At 73.0% G+C, this 26,659-nt stretch carries 26 protein-coding genes and 1 tRNA gene; 17 read left to right on the top strand and 10 right to left on the bottom strand.

The genetic code is table 11. From position 1 onward, the window contains the following. Nucleotides 1–33: 33 nt before the first annotated feature. Nucleotides 34–1,632: an ABC-F family ATP-binding cassette domain-containing protein gene (locus QUY26_RS20570; protein WP_289948775.1), complete on the bottom strand. Its 1,599-nt coding sequence runs from the start codon at nt 1,630–1,632 to the stop codon at nt 34–36. A gap of 266 nt (nt 1,633–1,898) precedes the next feature. Between QUY26_RS20570 and QUY26_RS20565 the strand changes: the two genes are divergently transcribed. Further along, the gene (locus tag QUY26_RS20565) at nt 1,899–2,492 is read left to right on the top strand and encodes an HhH-GPD-type base excision DNA repair protein (RefSeq protein ID WP_289948771.1); all 594 of its coding nucleotides are present in this window, start codon (nt 1,899–1,901) and stop codon (nt 2,490–2,492) included. A gap of 105 nt (nt 2,493–2,597) precedes the next feature. Here the strand turns inward: QUY26_RS20565 and QUY26_RS20560 are convergent, their stop codons facing one another. Then, nucleotides 2,598–4,253, bottom strand: coding sequence for a helicase HerA-like domain-containing protein (locus QUY26_RS20560; RefSeq protein WP_289948770.1), 1,656 nt, complete (start codon nt 4,251–4,253; stop codon nt 2,598–2,600). A 120-nt stretch (nt 4,254–4,373) separates the two neighbouring features. Between QUY26_RS20560 and QUY26_RS20555 the strand changes: the two genes are divergently transcribed. After that, nucleotides 4,374–4,670, top strand: a complete 297-nt coding sequence (locus QUY26_RS20555; protein WP_003999914.1) for a type II toxin-antitoxin system VapB family antitoxin — start codon at nt 4,374–4,376, stop codon at nt 4,668–4,670. A gap of 97 nt (nt 4,671–4,767) precedes the next feature. After that, nucleotides 4,768–5,427: a LytR C-terminal domain-containing protein gene (locus QUY26_RS20550; RefSeq protein WP_289948768.1), complete on the top strand. Its 660-nt coding sequence runs from the start codon at nt 4,768–4,770 to the stop codon at nt 5,425–5,427. Between the two features lie 40 nt (nt 5,428–5,467). On the opposite strand, the gene upp is transcribed toward QUY26_RS20550, so the two are convergent. Beyond that, nucleotides 5,468–6,103 carry a uracil phosphoribosyltransferase gene (upp, locus tag QUY26_RS20545; protein WP_289948767.1) on the bottom strand — a complete coding sequence of 212 codons (636 nt, stop codon included), beginning with the start codon at nt 6,101–6,103 and terminating at the stop codon, nt 5,468–5,470. A gap of 103 nt (nt 6,104–6,206) precedes the next feature. Between upp and QUY26_RS20540 the strand changes: the two genes are divergently transcribed. The 5 genes from QUY26_RS20540 (at nt 6,207) to QUY26_RS20520 (ending at nt 9,241) form a co-directional block, all read left to right on the top strand. Next, entirely contained in the window at nt 6,207–6,404 is a 198-nt protein-coding gene (locus QUY26_RS20540) for a hypothetical protein (protein WP_289948765.1), read from the top strand. A gap of 192 nt (nt 6,405–6,596) precedes the next feature. Further along, the gene (locus QUY26_RS20535) at nt 6,597–7,154 is read left to right on the top strand and encodes a tRNA adenosine deaminase-associated protein (RefSeq protein WP_289955868.1); all 558 of its coding nucleotides are present in this window, start codon (nt 6,597–6,599) and stop codon (nt 7,152–7,154) included. Between the two features lie 54 nt (nt 7,155–7,208). Further along, entirely contained in the window at nt 7,209–7,670 is a 462-nt protein-coding gene (tadA, locus tag QUY26_RS20530; RefSeq protein ID WP_289955867.1) for a tRNA adenosine(34) deaminase TadA, read from the top strand. Between the two features lie 48 nt (nt 7,671–7,718). Then, nucleotides 7,719–7,806 (top strand) — tRNA-Ser (locus tag QUY26_RS20525). Nucleotides 7,807–8,509: 703 nt separating this feature from the next. Continuing rightward, nucleotides 8,510–9,241: a hypothetical protein gene (locus QUY26_RS20520; RefSeq protein WP_289948763.1), complete on the top strand. Its 732-nt coding sequence runs from the start codon at nt 8,510–8,512 to the stop codon at nt 9,239–9,241. Nucleotides 9,242–9,323: 82 nt separating this feature from the next. Here the strand turns inward: QUY26_RS20520 and QUY26_RS20515 are convergent, their stop codons facing one another. Together QUY26_RS20515 and QUY26_RS20510 are read right to left on the bottom strand one after the other, a co-directional pair. Further along, nucleotides 9,324–10,157, bottom strand: coding sequence for a hypothetical protein (locus tag QUY26_RS20515; protein ID WP_289948761.1), 834 nt, complete (start codon nt 10,155–10,157; stop codon nt 9,324–9,326). A 292-nt stretch (nt 10,158–10,449) separates the two neighbouring features. Next, complete coding sequence (locus tag QUY26_RS20510) at nt 10,450–10,848, bottom strand: hypothetical protein (RefSeq protein ID WP_289948760.1); 399 nt, start codon at nt 10,846–10,848, stop codon at nt 10,450–10,452. Nucleotides 10,849–11,366: 518 nt separating this feature from the next. Here QUY26_RS20510 and QUY26_RS20505 point away from each other — a divergent pair. From QUY26_RS20505 to QUY26_RS20485, 5 genes are all read left to right on the top strand, one after another. Next, nucleotides 11,367–11,546, top strand: a complete 180-nt coding sequence (locus QUY26_RS20505) for a hypothetical protein (protein ID WP_289948759.1) — start codon at nt 11,367–11,369, stop codon at nt 11,544–11,546. Nucleotides 11,547–11,556: 10 nt separating this feature from the next. Then, nucleotides 11,557–11,850 carry a Dabb family protein gene (locus QUY26_RS20500; protein ID WP_030357900.1) on the top strand — a complete coding sequence of 98 codons (294 nt, stop codon included), beginning with the start codon at nt 11,557–11,559 and terminating at the stop codon, nt 11,848–11,850. Between the two features lie 242 nt (nt 11,851–12,092). Beyond that, on the top strand, nt 12,093–13,031 hold the full coding sequence (locus tag QUY26_RS20495) for an RNA polymerase sigma factor SigF (RefSeq protein WP_436840371.1): 939 nt from the start codon (nt 12,093–12,095) through the stop codon (nt 13,029–13,031). A gap of 243 nt (nt 13,032–13,274) precedes the next feature. After that, entirely contained in the window at nt 13,275–14,147 is an 873-nt protein-coding gene (locus QUY26_RS20490; RefSeq protein WP_289948754.1) for an RNA polymerase sigma factor SigF, read from the top strand. Nucleotides 14,148–14,322: 175 nt separating this feature from the next. Further along, entirely contained in the window at nt 14,323–15,267 is a 945-nt protein-coding gene (locus QUY26_RS20485; protein WP_289948752.1) for a hypothetical protein, read from the top strand. 98 nt (nt 15,268–15,365) lie between these two features. Here QUY26_RS20485 and QUY26_RS20480 read toward each other — a convergent pair whose 3' ends face one another. Next, a complete protein-coding gene (locus QUY26_RS20480) occupies nt 15,366–15,590 on the bottom strand; it encodes a hypothetical protein (protein WP_289948750.1) in 225 nt (74 codons plus the stop codon). 175 nt (nt 15,591–15,765) lie between these two features. On the opposite strand from QUY26_RS20480, the gene QUY26_RS20475 reads away from it, so the two are divergent. From QUY26_RS20475 to QUY26_RS20460, 4 genes are all read left to right on the top strand, one after another. After that, nucleotides 15,766–16,269, top strand: coding sequence for a MarR family winged helix-turn-helix transcriptional regulator (locus QUY26_RS20475; RefSeq protein WP_289948748.1), 504 nt, complete (start codon nt 15,766–15,768; stop codon nt 16,267–16,269). A gap of 19 nt (nt 16,270–16,288) precedes the next feature. Further along, on the top strand, nt 16,289–18,859 hold the full coding sequence (locus QUY26_RS20470; RefSeq protein WP_289948746.1) for an MFS transporter: 2,571 nt from the start codon (nt 16,289–16,291) through the stop codon (nt 18,857–18,859). Nucleotides 18,860–19,143: 284 nt separating this feature from the next. Next, the gene (locus tag QUY26_RS20465) at nt 19,144–19,962 is read left to right on the top strand and encodes a YceI family protein (protein WP_289948744.1); all 819 of its coding nucleotides are present in this window, start codon (nt 19,144–19,146) and stop codon (nt 19,960–19,962) included. Between the two features lie 81 nt (nt 19,963–20,043). Beyond that, on the top strand, nt 20,044–20,502 hold the full coding sequence (locus QUY26_RS20460; RefSeq protein WP_289948742.1) for a PPOX class F420-dependent oxidoreductase: 459 nt from the start codon (nt 20,044–20,046) through the stop codon (nt 20,500–20,502). Here the strand turns inward: QUY26_RS20460 and QUY26_RS20455 are convergent. From QUY26_RS20455 to QUY26_RS20440, 4 genes are all read right to left on the bottom strand, one after another. After that, a complete protein-coding gene (locus tag QUY26_RS20455; protein WP_289948740.1) occupies nt 20,477–21,325 on the bottom strand; it encodes a TetR/AcrR family transcriptional regulator in 849 nt (282 codons plus the stop codon). The two genes, QUY26_RS20460 and QUY26_RS20455, sit on opposite strands and share 26 nt — an antisense overlap. A 105-nt stretch (nt 21,326–21,430) precedes the next feature. Then, complete coding sequence (locus QUY26_RS20450; RefSeq protein WP_289948738.1) at nt 21,431–22,984, bottom strand: MFS transporter; 1,554 nt, start codon at nt 22,982–22,984, stop codon at nt 21,431–21,433. A 94-nt stretch (nt 22,985–23,078) separates the two neighbouring features. After that, on the bottom strand, nt 23,079–25,286 hold the full coding sequence (locus tag QUY26_RS20445) for a glycosyltransferase family 39 protein (protein ID WP_289948735.1): 2,208 nt from the start codon (nt 25,284–25,286) through the stop codon (nt 23,079–23,081). Next, complete coding sequence (locus tag QUY26_RS20440) at nt 25,283–26,644, bottom strand: bifunctional glycosyltransferase family 2/GtrA family protein (RefSeq protein WP_289948733.1); 1,362 nt, start codon at nt 26,642–26,644, stop codon at nt 25,283–25,285. Before QUY26_RS20440 ends, QUY26_RS20445 begins: the two co-directional genes overlap by 4 nt. Between the last annotated feature and the right edge of the window lie 15 nt (nt 26,645–26,659).

Raw genomic sequence — 26,659 nt, 5'->3', positions numbered from 1 at the left:
GGGCCTCAGGCGGCAGGCCTCAGGCCTCCGGCCTCAGGCGAGGGACACCAGCTCCCGGTACTCCGTGCTCCACAGGTCCTCGGTCCCGTCGGGCAGGACGAGGACCCGGTCGGGGCGCAGGGCGTCGAGCGCGCCCTCGTCGTGGGTGACCATCACGATCGCCCCGGGGTACGTCCCGACGGCGGCCAGCACCTCGTCGCGGGAGGCGGGGTCGAGGTTGTTGGTGGGCTCGTCCAGGAGCAGCACGTTGGCGCCGGAGTGGACGAGTCCGGCCAGGGCGAGCCGGGTCTTCTCGCCGCCGGAGAGCACCTTGGCGGGCTTGTCCGCGTCATCGCCGGTGAACAGGAACGACCCCAGCACCCGCCGCACCTCGCCGTCGGTCAGTCCCGGCGCGGCCGCCGCGAGGTTCTCCCGCACGGTCGACTCCCCGTCCAGGGTGTCGTGTTCCTGCCCGAAGTACCCGATGCGCAGCCCGTGCCCGCGCACGACCCGGCCCGCGTCCGGTGTCTCGCGCCCGGCGAGGAGGCGGAGCAGCGTCGTCTTCCCGGCCCCGTTGAACCCGAGCACCACCAGACGGCTGCCCCGGTCCACGGCGAGGTCGACGCCGTGCAGCACCTTCAGGGTCCCGTACGCCTTCTCCAGGCTGACGGCGCCGAGGGGCATGCGGCCGCAGGGGGCGGGTTCGGGGAGCCGGATGCGGGCGACCTTCTCGCCGCGCCGCGCGGGTTCGGTGCCCGCGAGCAGCCGGTCGGCGCGGCGCGCCATGTTCTTCGCGGCGGTCGCGGTGGCGACGTGGGCGCGCATCCGGTCGGCCTGGGTGCGCAGGGCGGTGGCCTTCCGCTCGGCGTTGGCGCGCTCGCGGGCGCGGCGGCGCTCGTCGGCGGCGCGCTGGGCGAGGTAGGCGGGCCAGGTGGTGTTGTGGACGTCGAGGGCGGCGCGGCCGGGGTCGAGGTGGAAGACGCGGTTGACGACGTCGGCGAGCAGCGTCACGTCGTGGCTGACCAGGACGACTCCGCCCGGGTAGGTGCGCAGGAACGCCCGCAGCCACTCCACCGAGTCCCGGTCGAGGTGGTTGGTGGGCTCGTCGAGCAGCAGGGTGTCGTGGCGCGAGAACAGCATCCGGGCGAGTTCGACGCGCCGCCGCTGCCCGCCCGAGAGCTCGCCCACGGGCTGCCCGAGCACCCGCTCGGGCAGGCCGAGCCCGGCCGCGACCCGGGCGGCCTCGGCCTCGGCCGCGTAGCCACCGCGGGCCTGGAAGGCGTCGTCGGCGCGGGCGTAGGCGGCGAGCGCGGCCGACTCGCCCCGCACGCCGCCGTCGGCCAGGGCCGCCTCGGCGTCCCGGAGCGCGCGCACCGCCTCGTCGAGGCCGCGCGCGGACAGGATCCGGTCGGTGACGGTGGCCGCGGGGTCGGCGGCGGCCGGGTCCTGGGCGAGGTGACCGAGGGAGCCGGTGCGGGTGATGGTGCCGGTGGCGTGCGGGGCCTGCCCGGCGAGGGTCTTCAGGAGGGTGGACTTGCCCGCGCCGTTACGGCCGACCAGGCCGACGCGGTCGCCGGGGCCCACGTGGAAGGAGATGCCGGACAGCAGGGTCCGGGCGCCGACGCGCAGGTCGACGTCACATACAGAAAGCATGGGGAAACGCTCCGCAATAGCGAAAGGACACACGGGTGGCGTGGAGGCGTGTGTCCTGGCTAGGAGATGCGGGGCGTAGACATGCCTCCAGGCTAGGCGGCGGCCCGCCCCGCCCGCACCCGCTTTTCCGGACGCCGCCCCCGTGCCACGGCCGGACCCCGACCGCACCGCCGCCCGCCCGTGAGTCCACCGCCGCCCGCCCCGCCCGCGCACCCGCCCGCACGCGCCGCCCTGCGAACCCCCCGCACCCGCGAGATGATCGCCCCATGGACGCCACGCTGCACCTCGCCCAGCAAGAAGAGGCCGACGCGCTGCTGAGCCGCAGCCCGCTGGCCGCGCTCGTAGGGATGCTCCTGGACCAGCAGGTGCCCATGGAGTGGGCCTTCGCGGGTCCGTACACGATCGCCCGGCGCATGGGGGCGGACGACCTCGACGCCCACGACATCGCGGCGTACGACCCGGACGCCTTCGTCGAGCTGCTCTCCGCCAAGCCCGCCGTGCACCGCTACCCGGGCGCGATGGCCGGGCGCGTGCAGAAGCTGTGCCAGTACCTCGTGGAGCACTACGAGGGCGACGCGGAGGCCGTCTGGCGGGACGCGGCCGACGGCCGTGAGCTGCTGCGGCGCCTGAACGAGCTGCCCGGGTTCGGCAAGCAGAAGGCTCAGATCTTCCTGGCCCTGCTCGGCAAGCAGCTCGGCGTGCGGCCCAAGGGCTGGCAGGAGGCGGCCGGGGCGTACGGGGAGCCGAAGGCGTTCCGGTCCGTCGCGGACATCACGGGGCCCGAGTCGCTGCAGAAGGTCCGCGCGCACAAGCAGGAGATGAAGGCGGCGGCGAAGGCGGCCAAGGCCGCGAAGGCATAGCCGTCCTGCGCGACCGCACGACACGGGCCGCCACCCGACCAGGGCGGCGCCTGACCGGGGCGGCGCCCGACCGGAGCCCCCGACCCGACCCGGAGTGCCCCGCCGCTAGCGCCGGCGCTTCGCCGTGCCGAAGACCGACCGCGAGATCTCCCGGCCGATCTGCGTCCCCATCGACCGCAGCAGCGACTTGAACATCCCGCTGCCCATCACCTGCTCGACGACCCCGCCCCCGCCCTCCTTCGACGCCGGCTTCGCCTTCGGCTCCGCCGCACGCGAGGCCTCTTGCGAAGCGGACGCGGACGCGGCGGCCCGCTCGGCCTCCCGCGCGCTCAGCCGCTCGTACGCCGACTCCCGGTCCACCGCCTCCGCGTACCGCCCGTACAGCGGCGACTCGCGGACGGCCCGCTCCAGGTCCGCCGCCGGGATCGGCCCCATCAGCGACTGCGGCGCCCGCAGCCGCGTGACCGCGACCGGCGTGGGCGCGCCCTTCTCGCTGAGCACGGTGACGACGGCCTCGCCGGTGCCGATGCCGGTGAGGGTCTCCTCCAGGTCGTACGCGGACTTCGGGAACGTACGCACCGTCGCCTTGAGGGCCTTCTCGTCCTCGGGCGTGAAGGCGCGCAGCGCGTGCTGCACCCGGTTGCCGAGCTGCGCGAGCACGTCAGCGGGCACGTCCTTCGGGGTCTGGGTGACGAAGAAGACGCCGACGCCCTTGGACCGGATCAGCCGCACGGTCTGCGTGACGGACTCCAGGAACGCCTTCGAGGCGCCGCTGAACAGCAGGTGCGCCTCGTCGAAGAAGAACACGAGCTTGGGCTTGTCCACATCCCCGACCTCGGGCAGGTCGTGGTACAGGTCGGCGAGGAGCCACATCAGGAAGGTGGAGAAGAGGGCGGGTTTGTCCTGCACGGAGGGCAGTTCGAGTACGGAGACGAGGCCCGGTGCGTCCGCTCCGGCACCGGCGGTGGCTCCGCCCAGCAGCTCCCGCGTGTCGAACTCCGGCTCCCCGAAGAAGTCCCCCATCCCCTGCGCCTCGAACGCCGTCAGCGCCCGAAGGATGACCCCGGCGGTCGCCGTGGACAGACCGCCGACCGCCTTCAGCTCGGGCTTGCCCTCGTCCGACGTGAGGAAGGTGACGACGGCGCGCAGGTCCTTCAGGTCGACGAGTTCTAGGCCCTTCTGGTCGGCGTAGTGGAAGATCAGGCCGAGCGACTGCTCCTGGGTCTGGTTCAGCTGGAGCACCTTCGAGAGCAGCACGGGGCCGAAGCTGGTGATCGTGGCCCGCACGGGGATCCCGGTGCCGATCCCGCCGAGGGCGTAGAACTGACTCGGGCACCCGCGCGCCGCCCACTCCTGCCCCACGTCCCTGGCCCGCCCCGTGACCCGCTCGTCGGCCTCGCCGGGCGCCGAGATCCCCGACACGTCGCCCTTGATGTCGGCGAGGAAGACGGGCACGCCCTGGGCGGACAGCTGCTCGGCGATCAGCTGGAGGGTCTTGGTCTTGCCGGTGCCGGTGGCGCCCGCGACGAGGCCGTGCCGGTTGAGCATCGGCAGCGGGACGCGCACCTGCGCCCCCGGCAGGCACTGCCCGTCCCACAGCAGGGCACCGAGGTCGAGTGCGGGGCCTTCGAAGGCGTACCCGGCGGCGATGCCGGCGGCCTCCGGGGGCAGCTCGGACGGCGTCACCGACGCGTCGGACACGGACTCGTTCGGGCGGTTTCCGCCATCGGGTGTGGACGGCATCGGCTGGCTGTCGCTCACTTCGGCCCCTGCTCTCGGCTTGAGAGTTCCGGGTTTGTCCCGGTTTCCGGCGTCATTTCCGAGGATCGCACTCGGCCGCCATGGCTGCGCCCGGAGAGACTTGACCGGTAGGCTTTCCGTGTGATCTTCAAGCGCATCGGAAACGGCCGGCCGTACCCCGACCACGGCCGGGAAAGCACCCGGCAGTGGGCGGACGTCGCGCCGCGCCCGGTCCGCCTCGATCAGCTCGTGACCACCAAGGGCCAGCTGGACCTGGAAACGCTGCTCGCCGAGGACTCCACGTTCTACGGCGACCTCTTCGCGCACGTCGTGAAGTGGCAGGGCGATCTGTACCTGGAGGACGGCCTGCACCGCGCCGTCCGCGCCGCGCTCCAGCAGCGCCAGGTGCTGCACGCCCGCGTTCTCGAACTGGACTGAGCCGGGCCCCGGCCGCGTTGGCCCTTTTGGGTTGGCCTTGCCGCCGAGCAATGATCATTTAGTAGGAATCACCGCCGCGCGGCACTACGCTGCGCCCATGAGCATGCTCACTCCCCCCGGCATGGGCGGCAAGTACCGCATCACGGGGGACAAATACCCGCGAATGCGCCGTCCGAGCGGCCGTCGCCGGATCGTGCTCGGGGCCGTCGCGTCGCTCGCCGTGGCCGGGCTGCTCGGCTGGGGCAGCCTCCAGCTCATCGACGTGTTCTCCGGCGACGACAAGGCGTCGGCGGCGGGCGGGGCGAAGGACTGCGCGACGAGACCGGCGACGGCCGACGCGGCCCGCAAGATCAAGCCGAAAGCTTTCCCCCAGCCCCGCCAGATCACCGTCAACGTCTTCAACGCCACCCAGCGCGACGGCCTCGCCAAGGACACCGCGGCCGAGCTGAGGAAGCGCGGCTTCGCCATCGGCGACGTGGACAACGCGACGAAGGCGTTCGACAAGAAGGTCGAGGGGCCGGGGATAGTGCTCGGCGCGAAGTCCGCCGCCGACACCGCGCTGCCGGTGCTCGCCGCCCAGCTCAAGGGCGCGGCCCGGCAGACGGACGCCCGCAAGGGCGGTGAGGTCGATCTGATCCTCGGCAGCAAGTTCAAGGACCTGACGAGGAAGGCGGACGCCGACAAGGCCCTGGCGGCACTGGCCGCGCCCGCGCCGGAGCCCGCGAAGGGCGACCGGTCGGACGGCAAGAACTGCTGAGCGCCGAAGGCGGCTCAGCAGTTCCCTTCCCGTACGACGGCTACTCGGCCGTCCCGTACATGCGGTCACCCGCGTCGCCGAGCCCCGGCACGATGTAGCCGTTCTCGTTGAGGCGCTCGTCGACCGCCGCCGTCACGACCGTCACCGGCGTGCCCGCGAGCTCGCGCTCCATGACCTCGACGCCCTCGGGGGCGGCGAGCAGGACCACGGCGGTCACGTCGTCCGCGCCGCGCTTGATGAGCTCCTGGATCGCCGCGACCAGCGTGCCGCCGGTGGCGAGCATCGGGTCGAGGACGTAGACCTGACGGCCGGAGAGGTCCTCCGGCATCCGGGTCGCGTACGTGGACGCCTCCAGCGTCTCCTCGTTGCGGATCATGCCGAGGAAGCCGACCTCGGCCGTCGGGAGCAGGCGGACCATGCCGTCGAGCATGCCGAGACCGGCGCGCAGGATCGGCACGACCAGCGGCCGCGGATGCGACAGCTTGACGCCGGTCGTCCCGACCACGGGGGTCTCGATGTCGACCTGCTCGGTGCGCACGTCCCGGGTGGCCTCGTACGCGAGCAGGGTGACCAGCTCGTCGGCCAGGCGCCGGAAGGTCGGGGAGTCGGTGCGCTTGTCGCGCAGCGTGGTGAGTTTGTGCGCCACCAGCGGGTGGTCGACGACGTGGATCCGCATTGTTCAACAGTAACCGGGCGAAGCGGCCCCCTGATCCCCCCGCGCTGGCATCAACCCCGGCCACGGGGGGAAGGTGGACGTACGAGCTGGGGTGGTGTGGCCTATGCCCGACCGGGAAGAGCGGGAGAGCGACGCCGAGCGCCGCAGACGGCGCGAGACGGAAGCCGAGCGGCGCAGGCGCCGTGCCCAGTTCCTGCACGAGTTGACCGAGGCCCGCGAGCTGCGGGCCCGGGTGACACCACGCCGCGCACGGGCGGCCCGACTGCGGCAGGCGATGCGTATGCGTACGTTCCGCTGGTAGCCGCGAGGGGGCCGCGGTCCGAAAGCGGCCTGTGATTCGCAACGCGACGCGGACACAGCGGTCCGAAGACCTCTCCTGAAGCCGTTGTTTCTGCCACGATTCCGAGTGGGCGGGGCTTGGAACAGCACTCCCGCCGCCGACGTCCGCCGGGGGGACCCCCAACCGGCGCCTATGAACAGTGGGAGAGTCACGGTGTACTTCGCCGCACTGCTCGCGCGCACCGAAGACGGGTGGGAAGCGAGCGACACGGAGCTCGACGATGTGGAGACCCTGTCGGATCTGACCGACCTGGCCCGTGAGGCCGCCGCCGGCATCACGGGCGCCGACGACGACACAGTCCTCGTCTTCATCGAACAGGAAGACGCCTGGTTCGGCGTCGTCCGTGTGGACGGCGAGGAGGACCCTCGGATCTACGTCTCCGACGCCGCGGCGGCCGCCCGCAGCGCCTACGGCGAGATCCTGCTCACCGACGAGATGCTGGGCCGCGACCCGGACGCCGAGGCCGACGCCCTGGAGGCGCTGAACCTCGACGGCACGGAGGACGGCGAGTCCGAAACGGCCGACGAGGGCGACGGCGACGCCGCCGACGCGTCCGCCGACGCCGTGCCCTCCGGGCCGCTGGGGGACAGGCAGATCCTCAGCGACCTCGGCGTGCCGGAGAAGGACCTGCTCGGCCTGGAGAGCGGCGACGCGCTCAACGAGATCGCCGACATCCTCGGAGCCGCGGAGTTCCTCGAAACCGTCCGTTAGGTTCGCCGTGTGACACAACTCCCAGATCCGGTACGAGAGCGCTGGCGGGCGCCGATGCGGATCGCCCTGGACGAGGCCGGACGGGCCGTCCGGGGCGGTGACGTGCCCGTCGGCGCCGTCGTGCTGTCCGCGGACGGCGAAACGGTGCTCGCCACCGGCCACAACGAACGCGAGGCCGGGGGCGACCCCACCGCGCACGCCGAGATCCTCGCGCTGCGCCGGGCCGCCGCGAAGCTCGGCGGCTGGCGGCTGCCCGGCTGCACCCTCGTCGTCACCCTGGAGCCGTGCGTGATGTGCGCGGGCGCGCTCCAGCAGTCCCGCCTCGCCCGCGTCGTCTACGGCGCCCGCGACGCCAAGGCCGGTGCCGCGGGCTCCCTGTGGGACCTGCTGCGCGACCGGCGTCTCAACCACCGGCCCGAAGTGATCGAAGGAGTACTCGCCGAGGAGGGCGCGCGGCTGCTCACCGACTTCTTCGCCCGCTCCCGGGACCGCGGCGGCCCGCCCGCCGAGGGGTAGTCCAAACGGATTTCGGTCCACGGCCCACCTTGGGCTAGGATCTCTCTCGGTAGCGTGTCCGAGCGGCCGAAGGAGCTCGCCTCGAAAGCGAGTGTGGCGCAAGTCACCGAGGGTTCAAATCCCTCCGCTACCGCCACAGACACCCCGCTGGTCCAGGAAACTGGGTCGGCGGGGTGTTTCGCGTGGGGCCCCCGCCCTCACCGCCCCCTTCTTCCGCGCCAGCGACCCGCACGCGCAGATCGACCCGGTCAACGCCGAGTTCGACTCCCATCTGCGCGAGGCCCTCAGGGAACTGCCGGGCCCCAAGCTGATGGCGGGCGTGCCGGGCCTGTTCCGGCGCCCCCTCAACCGCCACGAGACCGACCTGTACCTCGTCCGCCAAGTGCTCGCCGCGCACCCCGTGGTGCTCGTCCACGGGGAGATCACCGAGGGCTGGAGCACCCGCGTCGACATCGTCGCCTGGAACCTCTACGGCGAGGCCTCCGCCGCCGCCACGCTGCCCGAAGTCCCCCAGCGGCTCGGGACCTTCGACGCGCTCTCGCCCCTCGTGCCCGCCGCGATGCTGGGCGTCTCCGTCGACCGGGGCCTGAAGGCGGAGACCGACGCGCTCATCCAGCAGGCGGCCACGTACCAGGAAGCCGGTCTTGAGGGACCCGCCCTGATCACCGCCCGCCGCGCGCTGCACCTGCCCGCCCCCGGCACACGGGCGGAACGCCAGGTCTGTCTGGACCGGGTGCGCGGACTGCTTCCCGTCCGGGCACGACGCCCTGCTGCTCGAACCCGAGCCGGACACGGCCACGCTGTACTGCGCCGTCCAGGAGCTGACGCCGACCGGCCCGGTGCGGGCGCTGCGCAACGTCCTCCGCAGGCCGGGGCGGCGGTTCGTGGTGGCGGACTGCGGCGGCACGGTCGACGTGGTGGCGTACGAGGTGCTCGGGGACGGCTCACTGGCGCAGCTGGCCCGTCCGTCCGCGAGCTCGTTGGGCGCCTCGTACACGACGAACGCATTCATCGGCGAAGTCCTCGCCGGCCGGTTCCGCGGGCATACGAACCAGGAGCGGCTGACCCGGCATCACGGGTCGGAGTTCCAGGAGCTGTTGAGCGACTGGGAGTCGCACCGCAACACGTCCACGGTCGGCTCCCGCGAGAACGTCGCGCTCCGCGTGGACGGGCTGCACGGGCTTCTCTCCCCGGACGACCTGCGGCACCTCGGCGAGGTGCAGGGCGGCAAGAGGGACCGGATCGTCGTCCGGCCCAAGGAGATGACCGGCCTCCTGGAGTCGGCGGTCGGCGGGACCCCGCCGCTCGTCGACGAGCACATGGAGGGGGCGGTGGGGGCGGCGCAGGGGGTGGCGGACTCCGGGGTTCGGGGTGGGGTGCTGTCCGGAGTACGTGCCGGGGATCGGTCGGGGGCGCGGGGCGGGGAGCCTTCGGTGGTGCGGGGGCGGGGGCGGTGGGCGTGGCGGGTGCGGGGGCATCGGGACCGGCGTGGGCGGCGGTCGGGCGGGGTGGAGCCGGTCGGTGGTGGGCGGGGGCGCCTCTCACCCTCGGCGAAGCCGACCGCGCGGTGAGCGAGACCGCGCCGCCGCTCCTGCGCAGCCGACCTCTGACTCCCTGACACCGCCCGCCTCCGCCCGTCGCACTCCTCCCGTCTCACTCGTCCTCCGCGTCCTCCGCCCGCTCCGCGAGCACCAGCACGACGAACCGCGCCATGTGCGCCCCCGCGACCAGCGCCGCACCCACCGCCACCGCCGCCCGGAGCAGCGCCGCATCCGTCGTGAGGAGCAGCGCCGCACCGGCCGCGAGCACGGCGGCACCCGCGCCGAGGGCCACCGCCGACCGCACCATCGCCGGTGAGGCCGCGGCCGTCCCCCGCAACGTCCGCACCGCGCGTACCGCCCGCACCGTCACCACCCCGTGCCCCGCCGCGGCCCCGACAAGCACCACCCCCGCCACCACCCGCCCCGTCCCCCCGAAGGACGGCACCAGCGCCACCCCCGCGACGAGCCCCGCCACGGCGGCCGCCAGGTGGCCCTGGGCCGCGCGGCGGCGGGCGCGGTCGAAGAACGCCGCGTGGACCAGCCAGGCCAGCTCCCCGGCGAGGCCGAGGGCGGCCGTGCCGATGAGGGTCCAGCGGGGGCCCGGCACCCGCCCCGGGGGTACGCCGACGACGAGGGTGCCGCTCAGGAGGAGGACGATCCCGGCGTGGTAGAAGGCGCGGGTGCGGTCGGCCCAGCGCAGGCTGAGGACGGCGTGGCCGCGCTGGACGTTGCGCAGCCAGCGGGTCGGCCGTCCTTCGCGCACCTCGCCGGGCCACCACTGGGCCAGCTCCTCGGGCAGGGTGTCGTAGCGGCGGGCCCAGACGGCGGCCTGGACGGCGCCGATCTGCGCGAGTCCGGAGGCGATGAACAGGGACACCGCCGCGTCCGGCCAACGGGCGAAGCGGGGTTGGGCCGCGGCGAGGGTCGGCAGGAGCAGCGCGGCCATGGTGAAGCTCGCCCCCGCGAGCAGCGGGGCCGCGAAGCCGCCGAGCCCCTGGATGCTGGCGGCGTACCCGAGGGGGAGCGGCGGCTGCCAGGTGTCGCGTGGGAGCCGCCGAGGCGCGCGTGCCGCACGTGACCCGCGTGCTCCGCTTGACGCCCGCGGCGTCCGGGGTGTCCGGGGTGTCCGGGGTGTCTGCGGTTCCCGCACCGTCCGGCGCGGCGCACCGGCGCCCCGCGGGGCCCGCGCCCCGCCGCGCGGCGGACCGTCCCCGCCCGGGCGCGCCCCGCGCCGCCCCTCAGCTCCGGGAACGCGGGCACCCCCGTTCGTGCCGCTCGTCGACCCCGCCGCACTCGGCGCACACCCGCCCGCGCCCGCGGGTGCCGCCGAACTGGAGGCGGCGGGTGCCGGTGGCGCCCGTGCGGGTCGGAGGGACGATCTGGTGGGTTCCGGGGCGCAGGCCGAAGGCGCCGCGCAGCAGCCGCAGGGCCTGCTCGACGGTGTCGGCGGTCGGCTGCGGTTCGGCGGGCAGCGTGAAGTACAGCTCGACGCCGTCGGGCGGGTGCAGGCTGAAGGACTGGAGTGTTCCGCCCATTCGTTCGAAAAGAGTGCGCAGGGTCGGCTCGGCGGCGGGAACGAGAAACCAGGGCAGTTCGTCCGCGGCCACGGACAGTCGTACGTGAATGACCATCTGCATGGGATGCATCACCCCCCGTAATACGGACAAGCATACGGACCGGGGGTATTGATCACGAGTGCTTCGGCATTTCGCGCGGGCGCCGCCGAAGAACACCCGGCAACGCCGAAGAAGCACCGGAGAACACCGAACAGACACGGAAAAACCCCGGCGCCGTCAGGGCACCGGGGCCTTCTTCCGATAGGACGGGGGAAGCGGCATCGGGGGGACAAGCCGCTCCCCCCGACGAGGACCGAACTCCCAAGTCAACGCCGCCACCGGGGGAAGAGGACGGCGTGGACCCCGCAGTGGAGACCGATCCCGGGCCCTTGGATTCCTGCCAGATCCGCCGGGCTCACCACCATCCTGCGCCGCCCGCAACCGGAAACGGCCAGACGAAGGGCCCCTGCCCCCGGGTCATTGGTCCTTAAAAACCTGGTGAGTTCGCGCCACGTTAGACTCGCCCGGCACAAGCGGAACACGGCACGGAACACCGCACACGGGGGTTCGGGGATGAACGGGCAAGGGGAGGCCACAGCGTGAAGGACCCGAAAAAGATCATTCTTTTCGTCCTCGTGGTGTTCGTCCTCTACGTGATCATCACCGACCCGGAGCAGGCCGCGGACTACGTCCAGGTAGGGTTCGAGGGCATTTCGAACGCCGCCAAGGCCATCGGCGACTTCATGACCTGGGTCGCCAACGGCGGCAAGGACGACTGAGGGAGCGCCCGTGATCCGCCATCTGGTCCTCTTCAAGCTCAACGACGGCGTCGAGCGCGACGACCCGCGTGTCGTCGCCGGGGTCAAGGCCTTCGAGGAGCTCGGCGGGATCATCCCCGAGCTGCGCTTCTGGGAGTGCGCCTGGAACATCTCCGAGCGCCCCATCGCGTACGACTACGCCATCAACTCGGCCGTCGACGACACCGATGCGCTCACCCGGTACCTGGAGCACCCGGCGCACCAGGCGGGCGTCGGACTGTGGCGCGAGTTCGCCACGTGGGTGATCGCCGACTACGAGTTCTGAGGCCGCCGCCGCCGCGAGTTCCGCGACCGCCGGCACGTTTTCCACGGCCCCGCACCGGGAACGGTGCGGGGCCGTTCCGCGTCTTATGCCCCAACTTGCCCCTCAACACGGAGTTATCAGGTGCTTGCACACAGTGCACATGTCTTGTGATGCTATGACCGCTTTTGACGGATGAGTTGACCGAGGTCGACCGAGCTTGACCGAGCTCGGCCGGACTCGCCGGAGAAGGGGTGGCGTTGACCGTGCCGGCCAGTTCTGCGCCCGAAGCGCCGCCCGCACAGGCGCCCGAGACCCCGGCGGCCCGGGCCACGGAGGCACCGCACGCGCGGACCCCCGACGCCCCGCCCGCACAGGCCGCCGAGCCACCGCCCACCGAACCACCGCGCTCCGAGCCGCCGCCCGCCAAGGCGCCGAGCAGCAGGGGCGCCGACACCCGCGCCCTCACCCAGGTGCTGTTCGCCCAGCTCAAGGAGCTGGAGCCGGGCACCGTCGAGCACGCCAGGGTGCGCGGCGCCCTGATCGAGGCCAACCTGCCGCTGGTGCGCTACGCCGCCGCCCGCTTCCGCAGCCGCAACGAGCCGATGGAGGACGTCGTCCAGGTCGGCACCATCGGCCTCATCAACGCCATCGACCGCTTCGACCCCGACCGCGGCGTGCAGTTCCCGACCTTCGCCATGCCCACGGTCGTCGGCGAGATCAAGCGGTACTTCCGCGACAACGTGCGCACCGTGCACGTACCGCGGCGGCTGCACGAGCTGTGGGTGCAGGTCACCGGGGCGACGGAGGACCTGACCACGTCCTTCGGGCGCTCGCCCACCACCGCCGAGATCGCCGAGCGGCTGCGGATCACCGAGGAGGAGGTGCTCTCCTGCATCGAGGCCGGGCGTTCGTACCACGCGACGTCCCTGGAGGCCGCGCAGGAGGGCGACGGGCTGCCCGGGCTCCTGGACCGGCTCGGGTACGAGGACCCGGCCCTCGACGGCGTCGAGCACCGCGACCTCGTCCGGCACCTGCTCGTCCAACTGCCCGAGCGGGAACAGCGAATCCTGCTGCTCCGCTACTACAGCAACCTGACCCAGTCCCAGATCAGCGCCGAATTGGGCGTTTCCCAGATGCATGTGTCGCGCCTGCTCGCCAGAAGCTTCGCGCGACTTCGGTCCGCAAATCGGATCGAGGCGTAACCGTATCGGGTGGAGCAGCCTTTCGGTCGTTACCGACGGAGTCGGGGCCGAAAAAGTCTCAGACCCCCTCTTTCCTGCACGGACGTCACCCTCACTTGTCGACAAGTCACTACAGCGTGTTGCCGACATGTGACATTCTGCTGGAACCGCGTTTGCCGGGGCCCCGCCGCCGGTATTCAGGTGGAGGCTGCGTTCCTTCGACGGGGCGCCGGCCGCGACCGTCCGCGACCTCAAGGGGGTGGCATGTCCGCAGACCAGGGCAGCTCGAAGGTGCTCACGCTCACGCTCGACAGTGAGAGCGAATCCGCGCCCGACGCGCTCAACGGTTCCGAAGCCGTGACCACGGCGCCGGGAACCATCGACACCCGCACCCTGTCCCGCTCCCTCTTCCTGCGGCTCGCCGCACTCGACCAGGACAGCCCCGAGCGTGCCTACGTCAGAGACACCCTGATCGAGCTCAACCTCCCCCTGGTGCGGTACGCCGCGGCGCGCTTCCGCAGCCGCAACGAACCGATGGAGGACATCGTCCAGGTCGGCACCATCGGCCTGATCAAGGCGATCGACCGGTTCGACTGCGAACGCGGCGTGGAGTTCCCCACGTTCGCGATGCCGACCGTCGTCGGTGAGATCAAGCGCTTCTTCCGGGACACCAGCTGGTCCGTGCGCGTCCCGCGCCGGCTCCAGGAGCTGCGCCTGGCCCTGACGAAGGCCAGCGACGAGCTCGCCCAGCGCCTCGACCGCTCCCCCACGGTGCCCGAACTGGCCGCCGTGCTCGGCGTGTCCGAGGAGGACGTGGTCGACGGCCTCGCCGTCGGCAACGCGTACACCGCCTCCTCCCTCGACTCGCCCGCCCCCGAGGACGACGGCGGCGAGGGCTCCCTCGCGGACCGCCTCGGCTACGAGGACACCGCCCTGGAGGGCGTCGAGTACCGCGAGTCCCTGAAGCCCCTCCTCGCCAAACTGCCGCCGCGCGAACGCCGCATCATCATGCTGCGCTTCTTCGCGAACATGACGCAGTCCCAGATCGGCGAGGAGGTCGGCATCTCGCAGATGCACGTCTCCCGCCTGCTGACCCGGACGCTGTCCCAGCTCCGGGAGGGGCTCATCGCGGACTGACGAGTTCCGCCCCGTCCGACCCCACCGCAGCCCCGGGAGCAACCGCCGGGGCTGTCGGTCGTGCGCGCGCTGCGCTCGCGCGGACCACGAGGGTGGGGACGGGGACGCGCCACGGCACCGGGACCATTCTGTTGACGGGGTTCCTAATTGACGGAGCGTCAGCCACACTGGCGCGATGCTTCGTGGTGCGTGGAGTGGCGGACGTGGCCGCCGGGGCGCGATAGCGGGCGCCTCGGCCGTGGTGCTGGGGATCGGCGGGCTGCTCGCCGCGTGCGGCGGCGACGCGCGGGACGGCTATGTGGCCACCGGTGCGGCCGGGGGCGGGCCGGAGAAGGGGTCCGGGAAGGCCGTGGGGCCCAGTGGGGACGTGGAGTTCGTGCCGCTGGACGGGGCGCCTTCGGAGGGGGGTCCTTCGGGCGGAGGGTCCTCCGGGGAGGCGCCGGGGAAGAGGGCCGGGGCGGGAGGTTCCGGGGCGGAGGGCGCCGGGCAGGCCGGGGGCGACGACGGCCGGTCCTCCGGCGGGGATTCGGGCGGGTCCGGCAGGTCGGACGGGTCGGGCGGGAAGTCGCCCGGCGGCAGGGCGAGTTCCGGGGACCGGGACGGGCCGGGCGGCCCGTCGAGCGGACGCGGTCAGGGCGGCGGGAGCGGCGAAGAGGAAGGGGAGGAAGAAGAGAAAGGGGAGAAAGGGGGCGGGGGCGACGACACCCGCCCCGGCTCCCCCAGCGGCGGCGCCTCCACCCCCGGCACCCCCTCGAAGCCCGCCCCCGACCCGGGCCAGGCCCCGAAGCCCGGCCCGGAGCCGAAACCCCCCGGCCCCGCCGTCCTCAGGACCGGCGAGCCCCGGCGTGAGGCCGGGGACAAGCGGTGGTGCGAGGACGTGACCCTGACCTTCCGCAACACCGGGGGTTCCGCCGTGCGTTCGGGCAGCGTGACGTTCGGTACGCACATCATCGGCGCCCTCGGCGTGGACTGGGGGACCATCGAGTCCACGCGGAAGCTCCCCGCGCCCATCAAGGCCGGGAGAACCGTGAAGAAGACTTGGCCTGTTTGTGTCGACTGGTGGCGTGTTCCGCTCGGCATGCGCATCGAGACGCGCGACGTCGACGTGGAGTGGAAGTAGCCCTCAGGGGACCTCAGCGAGGCCGGGAGGCACCACCGGGCGCCCGCACCCGCGTGCGGGCGGGCGCCGGAGCGTCGCTCCGGGGCCCGCCCGGAGCGTTACTTCAGCGCCAGCCAGGCCACCGCGGCCACGACCGCGATCGCCACGACCACGCCCACGATCAGGCCGATGCGCGGGCCCGCCGGGGCCGCCGCCTGCCGCTGCGCGCGGCCGCCCTGCGGGGGCTCGTCGACGAAGGCGCGGAACATCTGGGTGGAGCCCGCCGGGTCGTGCTGGCCCTCGGGGCCCGGGGCGCCCTGCGGTGCATGGGGGTTGTGTGCCATGGGGCAGGACCCTAGCGAATCCCCGCCGCCCGGCCCAACCCCCGCTGACCGGCGGCTTTACCTCCGTGGTCCGAGACCTTTGCCAGCCCTTTAGCCCGTTGGTCCGGTTTTAGTTTGCCTGCGGCAACCAACTGCTTCTATGGTTGCCCTAAGCAACGAAAAGAGGGTGGACGCCATGGCCGCACAGCGTGAATACGCGGAGCTGGCCCGCCAGCTCAGCGCCATCGGCGCCGTGAAGCGCGGCCTCGGCCGCGGCCTGCCCGCCGACTGCCCGAGCGGCTCCGCCGCCGTGCTCACGCTGCTCCAGCGTCACGGCGAGATGCGGATGAGCCGCCTCGCGGAACTCCTCGCCGTCGACATGTCGGTGACCAGCCGTCATGTCGCGCACGTCGCGGAGCGCGGCTGGATCGACCGGGCCCCGGACCCCGCGGACAAACGCTCGCGCATCCTGCGGCTCACCCCCGCGGGCGAGGCCAAGTTCGAGGAGCTGTCCGAGCTCTCCATCGCGACCCTCGCCCACTACCTGCACGACTGGTCCGATGCCGACGTCGGTCGGCTCAGCTCGCTGCTCGCCCGCCTGCGTGCGGGATTCGGGGACTGCCGCGCGGCTTCGGCCCGGCTCCCCGGACCGCCGCACGCGTCCGTAGAACCCACCGAACCCACCCGTACACCCGCGTGAGAATCAGGAAAAGGAACCCATGGCAACATCCACACCGTCCGGTGTGCGGGGCAGCCATGCCAAGCACGGAGCGCACGGGCACGCCGACAGCGGCGCCCCGATGACGCACCGGCAGATCATGGAGGCCCTGTCCGGCCTCCTGCTCGGCATGTTCGTGGCGATCCTGTCGTCGACGATCGTCTCCAACGCCCTGCCCGAGATCATCGGTGACCTCGGTGGCGGCCAGTCCGCCTACACCTGGGTCGTCACCGCCGCGCTGCTCTCGATGACGGCGAGCACCCCGCTGTGGGGCAAGCTGTCCGACCTGTTCAGCAAGAAGGCGCTCGTCCAGATAGCCCTGGTCGTCTACGTCCTCGGCTCGGTCGTCGCCGGACTCTCGCAGAACGCCGGGATGCTGATCGCCTGCCGCGTGGTCCAGGGCATCGGCGTCGGCGGTCTCTCCGCGCTCGCCCAGATCGTCATGGCCGCGATGATCTCCCCGCGCGAGCGCGGCCGTTACTCCGGCTACCTCGGCGCGACCTTCGCCGTCGCCACCGTCGGCGGCCCGCTGCTCGGCGGCGTCATCACCGACACCTCCTGGCTCGGCTGGCGCTGGTGCTTCTACGTCGGCGTGCCCTTCGCGATCATCGCCCTGATCGTGCTCCAGAAGACCCTGAAGCTGCCCGTCGTGAAGCGGGAGGTCAAGGTCGACTGGGCCGGTGCCTTCTTCATCACCGCCGCCGTGTCGCTGCTCCTGGTGTGGGTGACCTTCGCGGGCTCCGGTTCCGGCAAGAAGTACGACTGGCTGTCGTGGCAGTCGTACGCGATGGTGGGCGGCTCGATCGTCCTCGGCCTGCTGTTCCTGCTCGTGGAGTCCAGGGCCGGCGAGCCGATCATCCCGCTGCGGCTCTTCCGCAACCGCACCATCGCCCTCGCCTCGGTGGCCTCGCTGTTCGTCGGTGTCGCGATGTTCGCGGGCACGGTCTTCTTCAGCCAGTACTTCCAGCTCGCGCGCGGCAAGTCGCCGACGATGTCCGGCGTCATGACGATCCCGATGATCGCGGGCCTGTTCGTGTCGTCCACCGTCTCGGGGCAGTTGATCACCAAGACGGGCCGGTGGAAGGCCTGGCTGGTCAGCGGCGGTGTGCTGCTGACCGCCGGTCTGGGTCTGCTCGGCACCATGCGGTACGACACCGCGTACTGGCACATCGCCTGCTACATGGCCCTGATGGGCCTCGGCATCGGCATGATGATGCAGAACCTGGTGCTGTGCACGCAGAACCAGGTCGCGCCCGAGGACATCGGTGCCGCCAGCTCCGTCGTCACCTTCTTCCGTTCCCTCGGCGGCGCCATGGGCGTCTCGGCGCTCGGCGCCGTGATGTCGACGCGCATCACCGACTACGTGAAGGACGGCCTCGCCGACCTCGGCCCGCAGGGCGCCGCCCTCGGCCACGGCGGCACCGGCGGAGGCGGCATCCCCGACCTGGACGCGCTGCCCGCCCCGTTCCGGACCGTGATGGAGAGCGCCTACGGCCACGGCATCGCGGACGTGTTCCTGATCGCCGCACCCATCGCGTTCCTCGCGTTCCTGGTCACCCTGTTCATCAAGGAGGTGCCGCTGCGCACGGCGGGCGCCCTCGCGCAGGCCGCCGAGTCCGGCGACACCTCCGCCTCCCCGGCGCCCGCTTCGCCCGCCACCGCGACCGCCGGCGGTGCCCCGGCCGACGCCGGGCCCGTGCTCGCCTCCGTCGCCGCGCGCACCGAGGCCGGACCCGACGGCACCCAGCGGCTCGCCGCCACGGCGTCCGTCACGGGCTCCGGCGCGGCGCCCGCGACGGACACCGGGGGCGTGCCGGTGCGCGGCTTCGTCCGCGGCGCCGAGAGCGCGCCCGTGCCCCGGGCCGCGGTCACGCTGATCTCCCTCGGCGGACGGCAGGTGGGGCGTGCGGTCGCCCAGGACGACGGCTCCTACGCCGTGGACGCCCCCGGCGCCGGCTCGTACGTCCTGATCGCCTCCGCCGACGGCTTCCAGCCGCAGGCCTCGACCGTCGTCGTCGGCACCGAGCCGCTCGCGTACGACCTGCTCCTGAGCGGGACCAGCGGGCTCAGCGGAGTCGTGCGGACCGCCGACGCCAAGCTGCCCGTGACCGGCGCGATGGTCGTCGTGACCGATGTGCGCGGCGATGTGCTCGCCACCGGAACCTCCGGCGAGCAGGGCGACTTCGCCTTCGCCGAGCTGGTCCCCGGCCCCGTGACCGTCGCCGTGAACGCGGCCGGGCACCGCCCGGTGGCCCTGCCCGTCGAGGTGTCCGCCGTCGGCGTCACCCGCGTCGAGGTCGAACTGCGCTCCGGCGCCCGGGTGCTCGGCACCGTGCGGGCCGAGGGCGGGCCGCTGAACGGCGCGCGCGTCACGCTCGTCGACGCGGCCGGGAACGTCGTGGCCACCGCCACCACCGGGACGGACGGCGCGTACGCCTTCACCGACCTGGACAGCGGCGAGTACACGGTCATCGCGACCGGCTACCCGCCCGTGGCCACCGGCCTGACGGTCGGCGGCGACAGCGGTGTCGTCGAGAGCCACGACATCGAACTCGCCCACCCGGGCGAGTGAGGGACCCCGCCTCGGGGCCGCGCTTTGAGCGGACGCGGCCCCCGGGCGGTGCGTAGGGCCCCCGGGACGGTGGCGACGCGACGGTTGGGGACGGCCGGTCGCCACCGCCGGGGGCCGATGTCGTGCTCGGCGCGGCCTGCCTCGGCAGGTCCGTGCTCGGCGCGACCCATCGCGGCAGGTCCGTGCTTCGCGCGACCTGCCGCGACCATCGATCGAGGAACCAACGCGGCGAGCATGTGGTCCGCGAGAGCGGCGCCGGTCCAGGCGCAAAAGGGGAGCGAGAAGTGGGACTCAGTGCACGGATCCGTACGCGGGACGGGTGGGCCGTGCCGCACGCCGTCGTGACGGTCACCGACATGACGGGGACACAGGTGCTGCGCGCCGACGCCGACGGCGAGGGCGTGGTGCGCGACGCCACGGAGCTGGCCGCCGGGGCGTACACCGTCATCGTCACCGCCGTCGGGTACGCGCCCGCCGCGGCCACCGCCCTCGTCACCGCGAGCGGGCGCGCCGACGTCGGCCAGGTCGTCCTCGGCCGCGCCGGCGGCACCGAGCTGCCGCCGCCCGGACCGTGGACGATCGACCCCGTCCACTCGTCCGTGGCCGCCGTCGCCCAGCACCTGGGGATCTCCAGCGTGCGCGGGCGGTTCGACGAGTTCTCAGGGCGCGTCGAGATCTCCGAGGACCTGGAGAAGTCGCGGGTCGAGGCGGTCATCGCGGCCGCGTCCATCGACACCGGCAACGCGACGCGCGACGGTCACCTGAAGTCCGGCGACTTCCTGGACGTCGAGACGTACCCGGAGATCACCTACCGCTCGACCGGCCTGGAGCCCGCCGGGTCCGACCGCTGGACCGTGCACGGCGAACTCGGCATGCACGGTGTCGTCAGGCCCGTCGGCCTGGACCTGGCCTACCTCGGCACCGGCGCCGACCCGTGGGGCGGCACCCGCGCCGCCTTCCGCGCCACCGCCGAGCTGCGCCGCGAGGACTTCGCCATGAACTACAACCAGGTGCTCCAGGCGGGCATCTCCGCGATCGGCACCACGCTGAAGGTGGAGCTGGACATCCAGGCCGTGCAGGGCGAGAACCTGCCGCAGGTCTAGGGCCTGCGAAGGGCGGGACTCGCCGGACGGGCCCGGGCGGGTCCCGCCCGTCGCAGGCGGCACGGGCGTACCGTCGTGACCATGACGCCCCCGAACATCGCCACCAACACCACTGTGTCGCGCGCCGAGTTGCTGGACTTCGTCCGGCCCCGGCACAAGGCGCTGCTCCTGACCGCGCGCGCCGACGGAACCCCGCAGGCCTCACCGCTGACCTGCGGGGTCGACGACTCGGGCCGGATCGTGATCTCCACGTACCCCGAGCGCGCCAAGACCCGCAACGCGAAGCGGAATCCACGGGTGAGCGTGGTCGTCCTCTCGGACGAGTGGAACGGCCCCTGGGTCCAGGTCGACGGCACGGCGGAGGTGATCGACGCCCCGGATTCGGTGGAACCGCTGGTCGAGTACTACCGCAACATCGCGGGCGAGCACCCCGACTGGGACGAGTACCGCGACGCCATGCGCGAGCAGGGCAAGTCGCTGATCCGGATCACCCCGGAGCGGTGGGGTCCGGTGGCTACCGGGGGCTTTCCTCCTCGGTGACCCCGGCCGGGGCGCTCCCCGCGGCCTCCGCGGGGGCGTCCCCGGTGCGGACGGCCGGGTCGAGGAGCGACTCGATGCCCGCGATCATCAGGTCGAGGGCGATCGTGAAGTCGCGGGCCCACATCTCGGAGACGGTGCCCTCGCCGCGGGACTCCATCAGCTCCTTCGCGGACCGCACCGCCTCGTTCGTGGCGAGCTCCTCGTTCACCGAACCGACCGCGTCCCGGAAGTACTCGTCCTGGGTCATCCCCGCGGCGGCGACCCGGGCGCGGAAGTGCCCCTCGATGGTGCCGAAGCCGTACACGAACTGGAACACCGCGGCGATCGCCCCGTTCTGGCGAGAGGGCGTGAGCCCGGTGTTGCGGACGGCCCGCTGGATGGCGAGGGAGAACCCCAGCCAGTTCGGCCCGATGTTCAGGAACTCGCCGATCAGCGGTGACACCCAGGGGTGGCGGACCAACAGGTCCCGGTATCCGGCGGCCAGTTCACGCAGCTGCTCGCGCCACTCGCCGGGCACGGACTCGGTGTCGGGCAGGCGCATCTCCGCGGCCACCCGGTCGAGCGCCAGCTCCAGGAGGTCGTCCTTGGTGTCCACGTACCAGTACACGGACATCGCGGTGACGTTCAGTTCCGCGGCGAGGCGGCGCATCGAGAACTTGGCCAGGCCCTCCGCGTCCAGGAGGCGGACGGTGGCCTCGGTGATGCGGTCCCGGTCGAGGCCGGTCGGCTGGGCCCCCCGGCGACCGGTGCCGCGCGGCGCCTTGCCCTCCAGCCAGACACTCGTGCGCGCGGCTCTCTTCGGGCGATCGGCTGCCTTCGCCATGGCGCACCTTCCTGGTACTCGTACGTGTTCCGTGGGGCCGGGAGCGGGGCGTCCGGATCGCGCCGTACGCCCCGCGCCGGACGCTTTCGCGCACCCGTCCCGATGCTATGCGGACGCCTGCTGCGGATCGTCCGCCGAATCCGCCGCCTCCGCCGCGTTCCGTCCGGAGTCTGCCCGCTCCGCACGCCACAGCAACGCCGCCGCCAGCGCGCCGCCGAGGAACAGCGCCACCGCGCCGACCAGCTGACTGGTCTCCAGGCCGGAGGAGAACGCGTCCGAGATGCGCTCCCGCTCCCCCGCCGAGTCCGCCGCCGCGAGCGCCGCGGGGAACGACGTGGCGGACACCGCGACCAGCGCCGAGAAGCGCGAGTTGAGGACCGCGCCGAGCACCGCCACCCCGAGGCCGTTGCCGAACTCGGCGAGGGTGCCGTTGATGCCCGCGCCCACTCCGGCCTTCTCCGGCGGGATGGCGCTCATGATGGCGTTGGCCATCGCGGGCATCGCGAACGAGATGCCCGCGCCCATCAGGACGAGGCCGACCAGCATGCCCGAGTAGTCGTGCCCGCCGAACGACGCGACCACGGCGAGGCCGCCCGCCAGCGTCGTCATGCCGGCCAGGATCGTCAGCGGCGTGCCCAGCCTGGCGTGCACCTTCGCGCCGATGCCGACCAGGTTCAGGAGCACCACGGTCGCGGCGAGCGGCGCGGTGCGCAGGCCCGCCTCCAGCGGCTCGTAGCCGAGCACGAACTGGAGGTGCTGCGTCAGCAGATAGAGCGAACCGCCGAGGCCGAAGGCCACCAGGATCGCGCCCGTCACCGCGCCGATGAAGCGCTTGTTCTGGAAGAAGTGCATGTCCAGCATGGGGTACGGGGCCCGCAGCTCCCACAGCGCGAAGGCCGCGAGGACCACCACGCCGACCCCGGCCGCGACCAGGACCTGCCCCGACGTCCAGCCGTGCTCGGGGCCCGAGATGATCGCGTACACCACCGACGCCATGCCGATGGTGGAGAGCAGCGCGCCGAGCAGGTCGGGGCGGTCTCCTTGGGGGTTCTTGGACTCGGGCACCATGCGCACCACCGCGACGACGCCGATCAGCGCCACGGGGATGTTGATCAGGAAGATCGAGCCCCACCAGAAGTGGTTGAGCATGAAGCCGCCGAGCAGCGGACCCGCCGCGAACCCGAGGGAGTTGACGGTCGCCCAGAGGCCGATCGCCTTGACCCGCTCGGCGTCGTCGAAGAGCTGCACCACGACCGCGAGGGTCGTCGTCATCAGCAGGGCGCCGCCTATGCCCATCCCGGCGCGCGCCGCGATCAGCTGTGCGGACGTCTGGGCCAGGCCCGCGACGAGCGAGCCGATGCCGAACAGGACCAGGCCCGCGGTCAGGAGCTTCTTGCGGCCGTAGCGGTCGGCCGCGCTGCCCGCGGTGAGCAGCAGGCCCGACTGCACGAGCGAGTACGCGTTGATCATCCACTGGATGTCGGCCGACGAGGCGTCCAGCTCGCTGGTGAGCGAGGGGATCGCGACGCTCAGGACCGTGTTGTCGAGCAGCACGGTGAGCTGGGCCAGGCAGATGACGCCCAGGATCAGCCAGCGCTGTGGGTGGCGGTCGCCGTGCCCGACGACCGCCTCGGGGTTGTCGGCGGTGGTCGACGTCATCTGGGCTCCTTCTCTTCTACGGTGTACGTCGATGGGTGGACGTACACCGTAGAGGAAGTCCCATACGCTGTACAACTGGGTTGGGTATCGGCCCTCAGCTCTTGGGCTCGGTGAGGTCGTAGAAGGTCGCGTCGCCCGCGGTGACCTCGGTGTAGTTCTCGGTCACCCAGGTGGAGATCTGGGAGGCGGTGCCTTCGTCACTGCCTGTTCCGCCTCCCCTGCCGCCCATGCCGCCACCCATGCCGCCTCCGGCGATGAAGTAGTGGATCCTGCCGTCGGCCACGTAGCTCTTGAACTGGGCGAGGGTGGGGGACGGGTCGCTGCCGTTGAAGCCGCCGATGGCCATCACCGGTTCGCCGGTGGCGAGTTGGTGGCTCGCCGCGTTCTGCGCGCCGATCGCCGCCGCGGCCCAGGTGTAGCGGTCGGCGTTCGCCTCCAGGAGGCGCTTCTCGTCGGCGCCGACCTGGGCGCCGTTGAGGAGGCCGCCCATGCCGCCGCCCATGCCGCCCCCCATGGCTCCGCGTTGGCCGCGGGCTCGGCCGTCCTGCTGGCCGTCCTGCTGGCCGTTCTGCTGGCCGTCGTCCTGCTGGGGTCGGCCTTGGCCTTGCCGGCCAGGGGGCTGGCCCTGCGGGTTCTGCCCGCCCTGGCCCTGCTGGCCCGGAGGCTGGTTCCGCTGGCCCTGGGCCTGCCCCTGCTGCCCCGGAGGACGGCCTCCGCCGTCCCCGCCCCCGCCAGGACCACCGGGCCCGCCGCCACCGGGCCCACCCGACCGCCCCGCCCCCGGGGGCCCCGCCGTCACGATCGACCCGGTGTGCGGGGTGTCCACTGTGGACAGCGTGTACGCCACCGGACCGGCGAGCGACGCCGTGAGGCCGAGGCCCACGGCCGTGAGGGCGAGCCGCCGTCCGAGCCGCGCCGCGAGCAGCAGCCCCGCCGCACCCGCGAGCCCGGCGACCAGGACGGCCGTCCGCAGCCACGGCACGTGATCCGGGGTGCGGCCGAGGAGTTCGTACGCCCACCAGGCCGTCACCGCGACCGTGAGGCCGAGCACCGCGCCCGCCCACCCCTTGGCGCGCTCCTCCCACAGCACGGTCGCGCCCATGCCGACGAGCGCCGCGAGGTAGGGCGCGAGGGCCACCGTGTAGTACTGGTGGAAGATCCCGGCCATGAAGCTGAAGACGGCCGAGGTCATCAGGAGCGAGCCGCCCCACGCCACGAACGCCGCCCGCGCGGTGTCCGTCCTGCGCGCCCGCCACGTCACGACAAGCCCCGCGACCAGCAGGATCAGCGCGGCCGGGAGCAGCCAGGAGATCTGGCCGCCCACCTCGGAGTTGAACATCCGGCCGAGGCCGGTCTCGCCCCAGCGGCCACCGCCGCCGGGCCTGCCGCCCCCGCCGACGCTGCCGGTCTCCTCGCCGTTGATGCGGCCGAGGCCGTTGTAGCCGAAGGTCAGCTCCAGGAAGGAGTTGTGCTGGGAGCCGCCGACGTAGGGGCGCGAGGGCTCGGGCCACAGTTCGACGACCGCGACCCACCAGCCGCCCGCGACGACCGTCGCGAGGCCGGACAGGGCGAGTTGGCGAAGGCGCCTGGGCAGCCGCACCGGCGCGCACACCGCGTACAGGACCGCGAGCGGCGGCAGGATCAGGAACGCCTGCAGGGTCTTGGCGAGGAAGGCGAGGCCGACCGCGACGCCCGCCCACACCAGCCACTTGGTGCGCCCGTGCTCCAGGGCGCGAAGCACGCAGTAGACAGTGACGGTCATCAGGAGCGCGAGCAGCGCGTCGGGGTTGTTGAAGCGGAACATCAGCGCGGCCACCGGGGTGAGCGCGAGCACCGCGCCCGCGATCAGTCCGGCGGCGGCGCTGAAGCGGCGGCGCACGGCGGCGTACAGGACCGCGACCGTGGCCACGCCCATCAGCGCCTGCGGCAGCAGGATCGCCCAGGAGCTGAGCCCGAAGAGCCGCACCGACAGGGCCATCGGCCACAGCGCGGCCGGGGGCTTGTCGACGGTGATGGCGTTGCCCGCGTCCAGCGAGCCGAAGAACAGCGCCTTCCAGCTCTGGCCACCGGCCTGCGCGGCCGCGGAGTAGAAGGAGTTGGCGTAGCCGGACGCGCCGAGGTCGTGGACGTAGAGGACGGCCGTGGCCAGGAGCAGGCCGAGGAAGGCGGGGCGCACCCAGCGCGCATCCTCGGCGCGCCCGCGCCACAGGCGCGCGAGGAGCCCGGCCGCGCGCCGGTGTCCCTGAGGCGCACCTTCGAGGGCCACGGGGGCGGCGGCGGGTGGGTTGGTCGCGGTGGTCATCGGGGGTCCCTCATTTCGTACGTGCGCGGGGCGGACGGCGCGGGCTCCGTGGCGTGGGGCGTCGGCCGCGTGCCTCCGGAAGGCGTCGGCTCCGTGCGGCGGTCCGGGAACACCCACACCCGCAGGAGCAGGAAGCGCAGGACCGTCGCCGCGAGGTTGGCGACGACGAGGACGGCCAGCTCCGTGCCGTGCGCGGGGTGCGCGGACGCGGCGTCGAGTGCCGCGAGGGAGCCGCTGGTCAGGGCCAGGCCGACGGCGAACACCACCAGGCCCTGCGCCTGGTGGCGGACCGCGCGGGCCCGGCCGCGCACGCCGAAGGTGAGGCGGCGGTTGGCCGCGGTGTTGGCGACGGCGGACACGAGGAGCGCGAACGCGTTGGCGGCCTGCGCCCCCGTGACCGTACGGAAGCCGGAGTACAGGAGCAGATAGAAGAGGGTGGAGAGCGCGCCGACCGCGCAGAAGCCGACGAGCTGGCGGGCCAGCCCTCCCGGCACTCCCGGGACCCGGCGGTCGCGCGGGTCATCCCCGAAGGGGCGCGCGAGCCGGTCCAGGGGGAGCGCGCCGACGGCGAGGGCGCGGCCCACGCGCCAGACGCCCTTCAGGTCCTCGGCCGCCGTCCTCACGATGTGGACGGTCGAGTCGGGGTCGTCGACCCAGTCGACGGGCACCTCGTGGATGCGCAGCCCCGCGCGTTCGGCGAGCACCAGCATCTCCGTGTCGAAGAACCACCCGGTGTCCTCGACCAGCGGCAGCAACTCCCGTGCCACGTCGGCCCGGAGCGCCTTGAACCCGCACTGGGCGTCGGAGAACCGGGCGTGCAGCGAGCCGCGCAGGATCAGGTTGTACGCCCGCGAGACGAACTCCCGCTTGGGCCCGCGGACGACCCGGGAGCCGCCGGCGAGCCGGGAGCCGATCGCCAGGTCGGAGTGCCCGGAGATCAGCGGCGCGACCAGCGGGAGCAGCGCGTTGAGGTCCGTGGACAGGTCCACGTCCATGTACGCGAGCACGGGCGCGTCCGAGGCGCCCCAGACAGCGCGCAGCGCCCGCCCGCGCCCCTTCTGCTCCAGGCGCACGTACGTCACGTCGGGCACGTCCGCCGCGAGCTGGGCCGCGAGCTCGGGGGTGGCGTCCGTGGAGGCGTTGTCAGCGATCGTGATGCGGAAGCGGTAGGGGAAGGTCCGCGCGAGGTGGTCGCGGAGCCTGCGCACGGACCGCGGCAGGTCCTTCTCCTCGTTGTGGACCGGGATGACGATGTCGAGGACGGGGGCCGCCGGCGCCCCGCCCCGGACGCCGTGCGCGGGGAGGTGCGCTCGGGTCGGCAGCGTGCCCGAGAGCCCCTGGGAAGAGTCGGTTGGCATGCGTCCGACGCTCGC

Origin of the sequence: Streptomyces flavofungini (assembly GCF_030388665.1) — a bacterium.
GTDB classification, from domain to species: domain Bacteria; phylum Actinomycetota; class Actinomycetes; order Streptomycetales; family Streptomycetaceae; genus Streptomyces; species Streptomyces flavofungini_A.
This window is presented reverse-complemented; position numbering and strand designations above follow the sequence as displayed.

Bases quoted from the DNA above. Each gene is read 5' to 3' on its own strand.
- QUY26_RS20570 (WP_289948775.1), bottom strand. From the start codon at position 1,632: ATGCTTTCTGTATGTGACGTCGACCTGCGCGTCGGCGCCCGGACCCTG.
- QUY26_RS20565 (WP_289948771.1), top strand. From the start codon at position 1,899: ATGGACGCCACGCTGCACCTCGCCCAGCAAGAAGAGGCCGACGCGCTG.
- QUY26_RS20550 (WP_289948768.1), top strand. From the start codon at position 4,768: ATGAGCATGCTCACTCCCCCCGGCATGGGCGGCAAGTACCGCATCACG.
- upp (WP_289948767.1), bottom strand. From the start codon at position 6,103: ATGCGGATCCACGTCGTCGACCACCCGCTGGTGGCGCACAAACTCACC.
- QUY26_RS20540 (WP_289948765.1), top strand. From the start codon at position 6,207: ATGCCCGACCGGGAAGAGCGGGAGAGCGACGCCGAGCGCCGCAGACGG.
- tadA (WP_289955867.1), top strand. From the start codon at position 7,209: ATGCGGATCGCCCTGGACGAGGCCGGACGGGCCGTCCGGGGCGGTGAC.
- QUY26_RS20515 (WP_289948761.1), bottom strand. From the start codon at position 10,157: ATGGCCGCGCTGCTCCTGCCGACCCTCGCCGCGGCCCAACCCCGCTTC.
- QUY26_RS20510 (WP_289948760.1), bottom strand. From the start codon at position 10,848: ATGCAGATGGTCATTCACGTACGACTGTCCGTGGCCGCGGACGAACTG.
- QUY26_RS20490 (WP_289948754.1), top strand. From the start codon at position 13,275: ATGTCCGCAGACCAGGGCAGCTCGAAGGTGCTCACGCTCACGCTCGAC.
- QUY26_RS20485 (WP_289948752.1), top strand. From the start codon at position 14,323: ATGCTTCGTGGTGCGTGGAGTGGCGGACGTGGCCGCCGGGGCGCGATA.
- QUY26_RS20480 (WP_289948750.1), bottom strand. From the start codon at position 15,590: ATGGCACACAACCCCCATGCACCGCAGGGCGCCCCGGGCCCCGAGGGC.
- QUY26_RS20475 (WP_289948748.1), top strand. From the start codon at position 15,766: ATGGCCGCACAGCGTGAATACGCGGAGCTGGCCCGCCAGCTCAGCGCC.
- QUY26_RS20470 (WP_289948746.1), top strand. From the start codon at position 16,289: ATGGCAACATCCACACCGTCCGGTGTGCGGGGCAGCCATGCCAAGCAC.
- QUY26_RS20460 (WP_289948742.1), top strand. From the start codon at position 20,044: ATGACGCCCCCGAACATCGCCACCAACACCACTGTGTCGCGCGCCGAG.
- QUY26_RS20455 (WP_289948740.1), bottom strand. From the start codon at position 21,325: ATGGCGAAGGCAGCCGATCGCCCGAAGAGAGCCGCGCGCACGAGTGTC.
- QUY26_RS20450 (WP_289948738.1), bottom strand. From the start codon at position 22,984: ATGACGTCGACCACCGCCGACAACCCCGAGGCGGTCGTCGGGCACGGC.
- QUY26_RS20445 (WP_289948735.1), bottom strand. From the start codon at position 25,286: ATGACCACCGCGACCAACCCACCCGCCGCCGCCCCCGTGGCCCTCGAA.
- QUY26_RS20440 (WP_289948733.1), bottom strand. From the start codon at position 26,644: ATGCCAACCGACTCTTCCCAGGGGCTCTCGGGCACGCTGCCGACCCGA.